Origin of the sequence: Indolivaga capnocytophagoides DSM 22835 (genome assembly GCF_000426485.1) — a bacterium.
Classification (GTDB): domain Bacteria; phylum Bacteroidota; class Bacteroidia; order Bacteroidales; family Dysgonomonadaceae; genus Dysgonomonas_A; species Dysgonomonas_A capnocytophagoides.
The window spans coordinates 32,638-45,810 of sequence record NZ_AUFL01000015.1 but is presented as its reverse complement, the minus strand read 5'-3'; the positions used below and the strand labels follow the sequence as shown (position 1 = coordinate 45,810).

At 37.4% G+C, this 13,173-nt stretch carries 11 protein-coding genes; 6 read left to right on the top strand and 5 right to left on the bottom strand.

What is annotated here, in order from left to right; genetic code table 11:
- The first annotated feature begins 125 nt into the window (after positions 1 to 125).
- Positions 126 to 467 (top strand): hypothetical protein, encoded by a 342-nt coding sequence (locus tag K322_RS0109085; protein ID WP_026626610.1) that lies wholly within the window; start codon positions 126 to 128, stop codon positions 465 to 467.
- 277 nt (positions 468 to 744) lie between these two features.
- On the opposite strand, the gene cysS is transcribed toward K322_RS0109085, so the two are convergent.
- On the bottom strand, positions 745 to 2,217 hold the full coding sequence (gene cysS, locus K322_RS0109080; protein ID WP_026626609.1) for a cysteine--tRNA ligase: 1,473 nt from the start codon (positions 2,215 to 2,217) through the stop codon (positions 745 to 747).
- Between the two features lie 145 nt (positions 2,218 to 2,362).
- A complete protein-coding gene (locus K322_RS0109075; RefSeq protein ID WP_026626608.1) occupies positions 2,363 to 3,907 on the bottom strand; it encodes a glycosyltransferase family 39 protein in 1,545 nt (514 codons plus the stop codon).
- Between the two features lie 294 nt (positions 3,908 to 4,201).
- On the opposite strand from K322_RS0109075, the gene K322_RS0109070 reads away from it, so the two are divergent.
- Together K322_RS0109070 and K322_RS0109065 are read left to right on the top strand one after the other, a co-directional pair.
- Positions 4,202 to 4,711, top strand: a complete 510-nt coding sequence (locus tag K322_RS0109070; protein WP_026626607.1) for an RNA polymerase sigma factor — start codon at positions 4,202 to 4,204, stop codon at positions 4,709 to 4,711.
- 2 nt (positions 4,712 to 4,713) lie between these two features.
- Positions 4,714 to 5,322, top strand: coding sequence for an LTA synthase family protein (locus K322_RS0109065; protein ID WP_246037523.1), 609 nt, complete (start codon positions 4,714 to 4,716; stop codon positions 5,320 to 5,322).
- A gap of 10 nt (positions 5,323 to 5,332) precedes the next feature.
- On the opposite strand, the gene K322_RS0109060 is transcribed toward K322_RS0109065, so the two are convergent.
- The 3 genes from K322_RS0109060 to tamL all read right to left on the bottom strand — a co-directional run bounded on the left by K322_RS0109060 (position 5,333) and on the right by tamL (position 9,775).
- Positions 5,333 to 5,716: an SH3 domain-containing protein gene (locus tag K322_RS0109060; protein ID WP_026626605.1), complete on the bottom strand. Its 384-nt coding sequence runs from the start codon at positions 5,714 to 5,716 to the stop codon at positions 5,333 to 5,335.
- Positions 5,717 to 5,806: 90 nt separating this feature from the next.
- A complete protein-coding gene (gene guaB / locus K322_RS0109055; RefSeq protein ID WP_026626604.1) occupies positions 5,807 to 7,282 on the bottom strand; it encodes an IMP dehydrogenase in 1,476 nt (491 codons plus the stop codon).
- A 204-nt stretch (positions 7,283 to 7,486) separates the two neighbouring features.
- Complete coding sequence (gene tamL, locus K322_RS0109050) at positions 7,487 to 9,775, bottom strand: translocation and assembly module lipoprotein TamL (protein ID WP_026626603.1); 2,289 nt, start codon at positions 9,773 to 9,775, stop codon at positions 7,487 to 7,489.
- A 339-nt stretch (positions 9,776 to 10,114) separates the two neighbouring features.
- Here tamL and K322_RS19015 point away from each other — a divergent pair, with 339 nt between their 5' ends.
- From K322_RS19015 to K322_RS20255, 3 genes are all read left to right on the top strand, one after another.
- Complete coding sequence (locus K322_RS19015; RefSeq protein ID WP_051290724.1) at positions 10,115 to 10,648, top strand: terminase small subunit-like protein; 534 nt, start codon at positions 10,115 to 10,117, stop codon at positions 10,646 to 10,648.
- Between the two features lie 151 nt (positions 10,649 to 10,799).
- On the top strand, positions 10,800 to 11,507 hold the full coding sequence (locus tag K322_RS0109040) for a DNA alkylation repair protein (RefSeq protein WP_026626602.1): 708 nt from the start codon (positions 10,800 to 10,802) through the stop codon (positions 11,505 to 11,507).
- 188 nt (positions 11,508 to 11,695) lie between these two features.
- On the top strand, positions 11,696 to 13,168 hold the full coding sequence (locus K322_RS20255) for a glycosyltransferase family 39 protein (RefSeq protein ID WP_051290723.1): 1,473 nt from the start codon (positions 11,696 to 11,698) through the stop codon (positions 13,166 to 13,168).
- Positions 13,169 to 13,173: the final 5 nt, after the last annotated feature.

Sequence of the window (13,173 nt, the reverse complement as noted above, 5' to 3'; positions counted from 1 at the left end):
CTACTTTCGACTGCTGATTTACAATGTACTATTGTTGTTATGCCTAAATAAGCAAAAAACAGAACTAAAACATTAAAATAAGAGATAAAACCGTGTTTTTGAAAACAACACTAAAATAAACAGATATGGAAATTAAAAACATCGAAGGATTATCGGTACAAGATATCCAGAAAGAACTCGACAGAGGAGCTAAATTTGTTATATTCAATTACTGCGTATCCATTCTAGTGATCACCTTCAAAAGAGGAAGCAGCATATATTTTATCAAATCGGGAGAAAACCCCTTCTCATATCATTGGAAACATACAATTTTATCTCTTGTTGCAGGCTGGTGGGGCATTCCCTGGGGACCTATATATACAATACAGTCTTTATGGAAAAATCTCAGAGGAGGTACTGATGTTACATACGAAGTAATCTCTGCCCTCAATCCGGCTCCCGATCTCGAAAATCAGAAAATAGGCTGATGTTTTGTCATTAACAAAACTCAGTTCATTTTTTTCGTTTAAGGTCTCAGACCTTCTTATTGTCTATAACAACAATAGACAGTTATAACTTTAAAATAAGACATTAAATTCTACTTATAAGGAGTGTCAAAAGTTTCTTTCTCTCAAATGTCATTGCAGACTTGATTCGCAATCTCCTGATAATTATGCTTACTTTTTCAGGAGATCCCGTGTCAAGCACGGGATGACAGGTTTTTGACACAGCCCCTTCTGTATTTATAAGAGTTTTATTCCTACTTTATTTCAGCTTCCACTCCGAGCCGTCTTTTCCGTCTTTTATATCGAATCCGATCTTTGTCAGTTCGTCCCTTATCTTATCAGAAGTAGACCAGTCTTTCTTCGCTTTTGCTTCCGACCTGATTTCAAGCAGAAGATCCATCGCTTTAGAAAAAGATTCCTGTCCGCTGCTATTACTTGCCGACTCGTTTTTAATGCCTAATATTCCGAAAAGGAAGGTATCAAATATATCCTTAATTTCCTCAACATCTTCTTTTGTCAACGATACAGTACCTCCGATAGCAGAGTTGATAAGAGTAGCTGTTTCGAATAAATTCGAAATAACCATTGCCGAGTTCAGATCATCATTCAAGGCATCATAGCACTTCTGCCTGATAGATGGTACATCTGCTGAAGATATTTCTGCAACCTGTATCTTATTAATTCTGCCATAAGCATCCAATAGTCTGGTCAACCCTTTTTCGGACGCCTGCAATGCCTCATTACTAAAATCTACCGTACTTCTGTAATGAGCCTGAAGGATAAAGAAACGGATAGTCATCGGAGAATAGGCTTGTTCGAGCATTTTGTGTGAGCCTGTGAAAAACTCATCCAAAGTGATGAAGTTCCCGAGCGATTTACCCATCTTTTGTCCTCCGATGGTGATCATATTATTGTGCATCCAGTACTTTACAACCTGATGCTTTTCAACAGCTGTATTTTGTGCTATTTCACACTCGTGATGGGGAAACATCAGGTCGAGTCCGCCTCCGTGAATATCAAACTCATTACCCAGATATTTCATACTCATAGTAGAACACTCCAGATGCCATCCGGGGAAACCGTCACTCCAAGGTGAAGGCCATCTCATAATATGCTCTGGAGATGCTTTTTTCCAGAGAGCAAAGTCTACCTTACTCCGTTTCTCTTCCTGACCGTCCAGTTCTCGAGTAGTATTCAGCATTTCTTCGATATTACGGTGCGAAAGGATTCCATAATTATAATACTTGTTATATTTTTCGACATCGAAGTATATAGAACCATTACTTTCGTAAGCATATCCATTTTTCAGGATTTCTTTAATAGTTTCAATTTGCTCGATAATATGACCAGACGCATGAGGCTCAATGGAGGGCGGAAGTACGTTCAACGCATCCATTGCTTTATGATATCGGTTGCTGTAATATTGAACTACCTCCATCGGTTCCAGTTGGTCAAGGCGTGCTTTCTTTGCAATTTTATCTTCTCCTTCGTCGGCATCGTTTTCAAGGTGTCCAACATCAGTGATATTCCTTACATAGCGTACTTTATATCCGATATGTGTAAGGTAACGAAACAGTAAATCGAAAGTGATCGCAGGACGTGCATGTCCCAAATGTCCGTCTCCATAAACGGTAGGTCCACAGACATACATCCCCACTGAAGGTGCGTGTATGGGTTCGAAAACTTCTTTTTCGCGCGAAAGGGTGTTGTAAATTACTAATTTCTGTTCCATCGGAATATCTGAATTTTTAAGGTCAAAGACCTTTTTATTGACTTATCAAGCATAACGAAACACAAAAATATAAATAAATGTTTATTGATTAACAATAAGTATGTATAGTTATGGGAATCGGCCGTTGAAAAAAAGTCTATTTATATCAGTCAGATATATTTTCCCTATCTCTGTGTATAGTACGGAACTTATATATGCTCCTTTCGTATTGTATCAGCGAATCGGTGATAATATAATGCTGCTTTATCTTTGACCTGAAGTATAAGTCTTGTTTCGGACCTACAGTATCAGTTGGTAAATATCTGTTTCGGATATAAAAAAAATCAAAATCTTCGGGCAAACGGTTTACTTCTATTAAATGGAATGGGCGGAGAGAACCTCTGTTTTTTCTCGGGCTGTAAACAAAAAATAAATTTGAAGGATAATTAACAGAAAACATACCAAGCGTTCCGGCTGCATTTAAAGTCGATATAAAGGCTCTTTTTGTTTGAGTTTCATTGGATATGAACTTCCTCATTTCACGATCTTCCTTTAATATCTCCTCGTTGTACCTATCTTCTGCAAAAAAACGGGTGATCCCCAATACTGTCAATAACCCGAAGAAAATAAAAATGAGATATCTTTCTTTTTCTCTTTTTAAGATCTGCGCACTTCCTATTGAAACAGCAATCAGCATGGGCCCCAAAACCGTGGTAGTATATCGGGGAATTATAACAGGCGATTTGATATACGAATACAGCAAAGCAAAAGAAATGGTAAGAACAAAAACCAAAGCAAAACACATAGCTGTAAGTATAGTTTCGCGAAATTCTTTTTGTTTGTATAACCTTACGACCTCAATCAAAATCAATCCTATGAAGATAAGCATGATGCTGAGTACTACTGCCATCTGGGGTAAGGTGAATATTAGATACGGATGTGCCGGTTCTTTCGGCGAAAAGGTATAATATGTAAATAACAGGATATCTTTGGGCGTGATACTTGTTATCCAAAAGTGCATATCCACAGCCCTGATCTGGGTAATGAGGGCAGGCAGCCAAAAACTAAAACTAATAAGGAACAACAGAAAAAACGGAATTAAACGCGTCCACGAGTGTCTCTGATTCGATAAAAACAAAGCAATAAATAAAAGAAAAAAGATTACCATCGAACCGACAAATCCATAGTATTGAATATATGATGCGCATAAAGTTGTAAAAACTAAAATAGCATATACGCTCATTTTCGGCTTTATAAATATACTGTAAGCGGAAAGAGATGCTGCTGTAATAAAGAACATCACCCAAGAGTACATACGTATATCAACAACCAAAAATTGAATAACAGGAAGAATACTCATCAATAGAATAAAGCATAGGCAAACCCCATCACCCCAAAAACGACGAATCGGAAACAGCCCCAACAGAAATATTCCTACGACAGCCAACCATGAAAATACACGTGCTGCCAATTGAGTTTCACCAAAGATAAAAGTAAAACTCTTCAACATAAAATAGTACAAAGGGGGATGTACATCCAGAGACGTTATCCGCCAGATATCTACAAATGAGTATCGGATAAGAGCCATAGTATAGCTTTCATCAAAGCTATATACTGTACGGGTTGTCACTATTACAAAATACACAAATAATGACGCAACGGTTATCAATACCAAAATTGGGAATGTTTGTCGTGACTGTTTATCAATCATGCAGTGTGTTGTTTTATAATCTTATAAGATGTAAAAATAGTATTTTTATGAGAAAGGAAGAGAATGCTTTTGAAGTATCAGATAGAGAATCCTTTTTGTTTTTCCATTTTCTAAGGTCTGCTAAATTTATAACTGAATTTCCCTGTCGATGTGATTTTAATATAAGATGTGTTACTAAACTAATAGAAACGATATTATTAAGGTCTCAATAAAAATTACGACAATAAATATTTAACAAACTTAATGTAAATCAGCAGCTAGATTTTCTATCTATACAAAAAATGAAAATGATAAATGACAAACACAGATTTAAATGATGAATTTATGGATATTCTGGAAAAGAATATGCCTATTCTGCTAAAGATTTCGAAAGCATATACCAATCTGAGGCAAGACAGAGAAGATTTGATTGCCGAAATCATCCTCCAAATGTGGAAGTCATATAATAGTTTTAGAAAAGATTCAAAAGTTTCAACCTGGGTTTATCGCGTGGCTTTAAATACTTCTATGAACTATAAACGAAAACAGAAAACCAACCCATTGGCTTCTTTATTAAATGAAACAGGTGATAAGGATATTTTTTCGTGGCTGATAATAGAACAAGAAGATTCGTCTGAAATTGATTTACTATATCGGAGTATAGACGATCTGAACACGATTGACAAAGCAATTATACTGCTTTACCTCGATAAAAACTCACATGAAGAAATATCCGAAATAACAGGAATATCAAAGACAAATGTCGGAACTAGAATAGGACGAATCAAAGACAAATTAAAAAAAATAATAACCTCAAATAATTGAAAATGGAAATGGACTTAACTGCATTAGAAAATATATGGAAAGAGCACGACCGGAAATTAGCACATAATACCCGTCTGAATAAAGAAATATTGAAAAGACTATTAATAAAATCACCTCATAAACGCATCAACTGGATGAAATTCTGGAGTGTATACAGATTGTTCGATCCTTTGATACTTCTGCTTATCGTAGCTTTTGCTAATTTTCGATTCACTGACGGAAACAGATTTTATGTGGGACTATCTTTGTTTACAATAAGTTATGTAGTATTCTATATAACAAATGTGAAATATTATTTATTGATCCGTGAAATCAATTTTTCAGATAAAATATTGATTCTGAAAAAGAAAATCGCAGAACTCGAAAAATTGAAATTAAGAATAACTCAAATACGCTACATTTTCATGCCTTTTGCTATCATTTCGGCATTTCTTCTCCTTTTCAAGAAAATAGAAATGAATACCGACTCCTTAATATTTTTGGGATTAATAATTCTTGTGTATTTATGTTCCTTATATTATGCCTTTAAGTATTCGGTATCAGAGCGATTCAAAAAATTGAACAAAGAGATTGATGATGTTGAGAATTTAGAAAAAGAAAACTTTCTGTAGATATCCGGCTCTATGGTAACATCGCGAAAGTCTTTACATTTCTCAAAGGAACCCAGCCTTCTTTATCAGAGTTTTCTTTCCGGCACCACAACCATCCGTTTAATATTTTTGAACCGATCACTATATCGCCTTCACTTACCGACAGTTCGTAAGCAGAGTAATCTTCCGAAGCAGTCGCTATTTGTGTTTTGTCCGATAAAGGGTCTTGTATTTTTAGTATTTGAGTCGGAACCCAACCATGCATTCCATTTTCGGCTATGCACCAGACCCAATTAATCCATTCGGGATCAGAATCTTTCACAGACAGGTCAATGGTCACTCTATCGCTTTTCTTTAAGGCTATCGGGTTTTCATAACTTTCGTCCCATCTTTCCAGTACAATGTATTTTGTCATATGTTTTAATCCCTTTTTGTTCCTTTAGAAAAAAGTAGGGTTGTCCTATTTTCTCTAGGACAACCCTGTTATGTATATATAAAATCAGTCTTATTCTCCTCTACTGTAGTTTGGAGCTTCACTCGTGATGGCTACATCATGAGGATGGCTTTCTGCAACTCCGGCATTAGTTATACGGGTAAACTTGGCATCATGTAATGTATTGATATCTTTAGCACCACAATATCCCATTCCAGCACGTAATCCGCCTAACATCTGGTATACCACCTCGTACAATGAACCTTTGAAAGGAACACGGGCAGCAATACCTTCGGGTACAAGTTTTTTGATATCGGCTTCCATATCCTGAAAATAACGGTCTTTCGAGCCTTTTTCCATAGCTTCGAGAGAACCCATTCCCCTGTATGATTTAAATTTACGTCCGTTGAAAATGATAGTTTCTCCGGGAGATTCTTCAACTCCCGCAAGTAATGATCCCATCATCACCGAATATCCTCCGGCAGCCAAAGCTTTCACTATATCTCCAGAATAACGTAAACCTCCGTCAGCGATCAAAGGTACACCAGTGCCTTCGAGGGCTTTCGCTACATCATATATGGCCGATAACTGAGGCATACCCACTCCGGCAACAACGCGTGTAGTACAGATCGAACCAGGTCCGATTCCGACTTTTACGGCATCAGCTCCGGCATCGGCAAGATATTTGGCAGCTTCGCCGGTAGCAATATTACCTACCACAACATCAACTTTCGGGAAAGCCTCTTTTACTTGTTTAAGTACTTCCACTACTCCTTTTGAGTGTCCGTGTGCAGTATCGATAACGATTGCATCGACTTCAGCTTCCACCAGAGCTTTTACTCTTTCGAGCGTGTCGTGGGTAACTCCTACTCCGGCAGCAACTCTAAGGCGTCCCGATTCGTCTTTGCATGCGTATGGTTTGTCTTTGGCTTTAGTAATATCTTTATAAGTGATCAGACCTATCAGCTTGTTGTTAACATCAACAACCGGTAGTTTTTCGATCTTATAATGTTGCAGAATATCGGCTGCAGCTTCCAAATCGGTGGTTTGTTTTGTAGTAATCAGGTTTTCACTGGTCATTACATCAGCAATAAGCTTACCCATATCACGCTGAAAACGCAAATCCCTGTTGGTTACAATACCTACGAGTTTGTTTTCTTCATCTACAACAGGTATCCCTCCGATTTTGTATTCGGCCATAAGGGCAAGGGCATTGCCTACTGTTTTGCTTTTGTGAATACTGACAGGATTGGATATCATTCCGTTTTCGGCACGTTTTACATAACGTACTTGCTGTGCCTGTTCCTGTATAGACATGTTTTTGTGTATAACACCTATACCTCCTTCACGAGCTATAGCAATAGCTAATTTAGCTTCGGTAACAGTATCCATTGCCGCTGAGACAAAAGGGATATTCAGTTTTATATTTCGTGAAAATTTGGTCGAAAGATCGACATTACGGGGAAGAACTTCGGAATAGGCGGGAATTAATAATACGTCGTCAAACGTAAGCCCATCCTGGACGATTTTATCTGCAATAAATGACATAAGACTATAACCTTAAATTTTTATTGCATGCAAATATACTTCTTTTTCAGCATCCGAATGTAATTCTTTGTATTAAAAATGTGTGAAGATTTACATTTTTTATTTTTATTCAGGTAAATCTACGATAAATTGAAAACGAATAGATAAAACCAAGTCTGCCTCATTGAAGAGGCAGACTTGGTTTATATTCTAAGTCTAAAACTTTTAGAAAGGATAACCGATAGCAAAATGCCATGCCATGCGGTTGAATCGGGGTTTATTTATCACCCATCTTCTTTTTTCGGGCTCTTCGGGGTCGTATGCCCTTACGCCTAAATCGAAACGGAGAAGAAGAAACCCTAAATCAAAACGAAGTCCGGCTCCGTATGCCAAAGCTATCTCTTTATAGAACCTCGAAAATTTGAATTCTCCACCCGGCTGGCCTTCATAATCATTGATAGTCCATACATTTCCTGCATCAAGAAATCCGGCTAGTTCGATATAATCCGAAACTTTGCTCCGGTATTCAATCCCGAGGTCGAGTTTTATATCTCCGACCTGATTAGCAAAGTCGTTTCTCATTGTACTGTCCGGAACATACGATCCGGGTCCAAGATCACGAGTACTCCATCCTCTGACACTGTTGGCTCCACCCGAAAAGTACCTCACTTCGAAAGGCAATACAGTAGAGTTTCCAAAAGGTTTGGCTACACCCAATCCAATACGGAATGCCACCGAATTATTCTTATTGAGTGTATGAGTCTGCGAATAGCTTATATCTCCTTTTATGTATTCGGCATAAGCTGTACCCATTATTTTTTTCTGACCCGTACTATCCCTTTGTGCATCGTAAAAACTGGTAACAAGCCTTGGAAGCAGTCCACTTATATCGATATTAGCTCTTACGGTCACTTTGTTTCTTGGCTCCTTACGGCTGAATCCGGTGTTTAGATTAGTAAAAGTAATGCCATACTTCAGGCTCGAGATAAGCTGATCTTTGTAACTTTCGGCAAGAATGGGATTGTTTTTGTTTTCGATATAGTTTTTTCTGAATTCTTCATCAACCGATGGCATCCTTACATAGTTGATGTCCCACAAACTAAGAGCATGGCTGAATCTGTTTTTATTAGTCATCCAGCGATAAGTCAGAGCCGCATTAAAAAACTGACGGGTATACTCTTTTCGGTGCTGGTTATTTACTCCTACTGAAATCTGGGTACTGGCAGAAGGCATTTCACGCCAACTGTGCTTGAGCCACGGAAATAAAAACTGAGGAAATGACAGCGATGCATCGACACCATACTCATAATAGTTCTGAGTGGATGTATTGCTCGTACTGCTCGAATTGGATACAAACTCATATGCACCCCTTAGTTTGACCTTCAGAATCTCTGCTCCATTGAATAAATTCTGATGCTGGTAGGTTATACTCGGAGCAATACCCAAATCGCCCGCAGAATTGGTTCCCTGCAATTCGGTCTGAAAGAAATGGGTATTTCCGGGAGCTATCGAAACAAGAGCATCCAGGAGCTGAATACTATCATTCGGGTTATTACTCACCGGAGTATAAGTTACATCCGTTTTCTTTACCACTCCTATACCATTAAAAGCACCTGTCGTACGAGTGTATCCCATATCAGAATAAAACCGTCCGGGACGAACAAATGTATTGCGGTATAATGTAGATTTTCGAAGGAAATTATTTTTACCGTGTATAATAGTCAAGTCTTTATACTGAACAGTATCCGGATTGCTAAACAAGTAGTTATTACCTCTTGTAGTGGGATCGTATCCACTGAGGACAGTCACGTTTCTTATTTTGAACCGTTTGAACGTTGTACTGTCTTTGGACGGATTGAGCGATAAGAACAAATCCACCTGATGCGAATTCAATGTAGAATCGGCTTTAAAGAAAAGATATTCTTTTGAAAACTGGTAATATCCTATATTTCTGAGATAAGAGGTCAAGTGCTCTCGTGAAGCTTCTATATCATCCTGATTGAATGCGATACCCGGCTGAATGCTTGTATATTTTTTTGCGGGAGCAAGGCTTTTTGCGATGGTTCCGTTGTCTATTGTGTATTCATAGTTTCTAATGGTATAGATCCCATTATTTTTAATATCATAAGTTACATTCATTTTTTTACCCTTGGGTTCAAGGATTGTATCTACTTCTACACGAAGATACCCTTCGTTGCTCAACTGCTGGGCTATCTGGCCTGCCGATATTTTGGTTTGCTGCGCGCTATATATAACAGGAGCCTGACCCAGCTTTTGTATTTGTTTATTGAGCCATTTTGTAGTATCGCGTCCTGCAATATTATATATCCCGAGCCGTATTGTTGAAGCCGGTAACTGCCGGACAAAATCTTCGAGATAGGTTACATCTATCTTTTTTGTATCTGATTTAACCTCGAAATCATTTAACATATATTTCCCATCCGGAACATGTTTGGTCGAGTTACATCCCCAAAGAGTAATTAGCACTAATATGCCCAGGCTTACTTTTTTCATACATAATAATTTTAGGTCGTAGACCTTTTTCAGAATTCTAAATAAAATTTGGTTGAGACGTCAAGGTATCAGACCTATTTATTATCCCCTTAAAAGAAAGAAACGTGATATGCCCCGTTTTTGTTTACAAAAATAGTAATAAGATGGAGTAAATAAGCAACAGAAAATATTAATGACCTAAGGATATGAGAATAAATAAGAGGAAAAGCCCCTATTGACATGTTACCTGCAGGGACATTTTTTTTACCCGAGTACACAATCTACTACGGGTCGAATGGAGATTAACCCCTACAAGGAACATATTCAGTTTTTATCTATACTTAAAAAACACATTCAGTTATGGCTAAGTACACAGAAAAACTAGGAAAACAGATAGCAGAAGCTATAGAACAAGACGAATATACATTAGGAGAAATATGCTCTATACATAACATCAGCCGCAAAACATTTTATCAGTGGATGATCAAATATCCCGACTTTGAAGAAATAATCAATAATGCCCGGTTGGAAAGAGACGAACGATTAGCACAAAAAGCACGTCAAATACTTAAACAAAGGGTAGAACAAGGACATACAGTTACAACAACCCGTTATAAATACGCAGTGGATGAATACGGTGAATTATATCTGTCAGGAAAGACCGTAACCGTGAAAGAATATTCTCCGGATGAAAAGACTCTCAAAATTGCAATATCCAAAGAAAACGACATCAACAATAAAGAGAAAAAAATTCTTTCGGAACTGAAGGAAAAAGAACGTATTTTACAGCAAGAACTCGAAGACCAATTGTGGGAAGAAGAAAGAGAAAGAAAGTATCAAAATTGGATGCGGGAATCAGCGGAAAAAAAAGCAGCTGAACAGCAGAGCAGTTAAAATGAAATTTGGTAATTGATAATTGTTGACTGATTTTGTTGTTACCTTTGTTACCTTTTGAAGATATATGGTCAGAGACCTTCCTAGATATTACCTTTACAAGGAATAGCTCTGTAACTTGTATCTTATTTTTCCAAAAAACAACATCAGAATGAAAATACAGACTATTCAATCTCAATTGGAATCATTATCGAACCCTGAGAAGAAAGCATATTTTCCTACATTTTTCAAAACAGGAAAGGGGCAATACGGAGAAAGAGACCTTTTTATCGGCATAATTGTACCCGATATACGAAAAGTTGCAAAAGCAAACAAAGACATTACACCGGAAGAAATAGAGCTCTTATTGAACAACTCTTTTCATGAATGCCGCATGTGCGCACTGATGATACTTGTGGAACAATTCAAGAAACGAAAAAAAGAAAATGAACGGAAATCAATTTTCGATTTTTATTTGTCCCACACTTCCCGTATTAATAATTGGGATCTTGTAGACCTCAGTGCAAAAGATATTGTCGGCGAATATCTGGCAGACAAGCAAGACCGCACGGTTCTATACGAGCTTGCCGAAAGTAGTCTCCTGTGGGATCAGCGAATTGCGGTTATAGCAACTTTTGCTTTTATCAAAAGACATGATTTCACCGACATTATAAAACTTTCTGAAAAATTACTCTATCACAAACACGATCTGATGCATAAAGCAATCGGGTGGATGCTTCGCGAAACCGGCAAGAAAAACAAATCGGTTCTTATTGGTTTTCTGGACAAACACCATCAATCCATGCCCAGAACAATGTTAAGATATTCGATAGAAAAACTTTCTGCCGAAGAAAAGAGTTATTATATGAGAAAGATTTGAGACCGCAGACCTATTTAAGGTCTCAGACTTTTCTATTGTCCATCCAAGTATAACAGCAACAGTCTGTTATTGCTTTGAAATGCGACATTAAATACTTACTGTTACTTATTACTTTGGCAAGGATAATAATCTGAGCCTGTTACAACTTGAAAACAGATCATGAAATACTTTTATTTACTTAATTCAGTATGATAAAGCATAAGTATAACAACCTTTACTTCTATATCATAGGTGCGATACTGATATGTATAGAGGCTTTTATAATTTTATACAACTCGGCTTCGTATCATTCTGTCTGGTATGATGAAGCCTATACTATCGCCCTTATAAAATATCCGATAGAAGACATCTGGAAGATCACATCAACCGATGTCCATCCTCCGCTGTATTACTATATGCTAAAGATTTTCTGCGGTATATTCGGCGAATATTATCCCACCATGAGAATTTTTTCGGGATTAGGTATAGTTGCCTGTTTATTCCTTGCGTTATTCCCTGTCAGGCGGTTATTAGGTAATAAAACAGCACTGACCTTTATGGTTTTACTTATTGTAATACCTATCAGCCAATATTTAAGTACTGAGATAAGGATGTATTCGTGGGCAATGTTCTTTGTGCTGGGGTGTGCTGTCTTCGCTTACAAAGTATATCTGAGAAAAGTCTTTATAAACTATATTTTAATGATGCTTTTCGCTATCGGTGCTATTTATACCCATTATTATGCGCTGGTATCGGTAGGTGTTATATATATCTTATTGAGTATCGCCCTGCTGCAAAAAGGCAGAAACATCGTTCGGCTGGTCTTATTCGGATTGATCATTCTTCTGATCTACAGTCCATGGATACCCATATTTATCAGGCAAATACAAAATGTACGTTACAGCTTTTGGGTCGAAACCCCTACCCCTAAAGATTATCTGCTGTTCCTGTATTATTTCTTTTCACCGAAAGAACCGTCACATCCATATACAATATTCAATCTGCCTGTTATGGCAGCCGCATTATCCATTATGCTCATTTTTATCGGCATAGGTATCCTGTATATCATTAAATTACCAAAAGATAAACGACTGGCTGCAGCACATGCTTTTGTATTGGTATATATCGTTACTATTTTAGTAACTTTGTGCATTACATATGTGGTAAAACCCATCAGTGTTCCTCGATACACTAGCTGCATGCTTGGACCTCTGCTGCTGGGAACAGCCATATATTGTACCGAATTGTGGAAACATAACAAGAAGGCTCTGGTATCGGCATCTTTTTGTTTACTGACTATATTGTGTGTCGGACGTTTCTTTTCGGAATCGAAATATAATAAGGAACAATTTGCCGAACTTTCGAAGATAAACGGATTCCTTCATTCCGGCAGAAAAATAAGAGAACCCAAGGCTGTGATATCAGGCATCAATTCATATCCCGAACTGGCGTTATTATCCGTATTATTGCCTAACAGAGATTATTATATTTATTCTCCGGGGGACGCAACAAGTTACAAGCCTTTCGAAATAACAGTTATCGATTCTATCCCTCACGGTATTGATTCTTTCTTTTTAATACAGTCTGAAAACGATTCGAGTAAAATAAATAATAATTATGCAATAAGCGATGAATTACTCTTAAAAGAGAAATCGATCAGGCTTTTAAACAGAATAAAATAAGATTA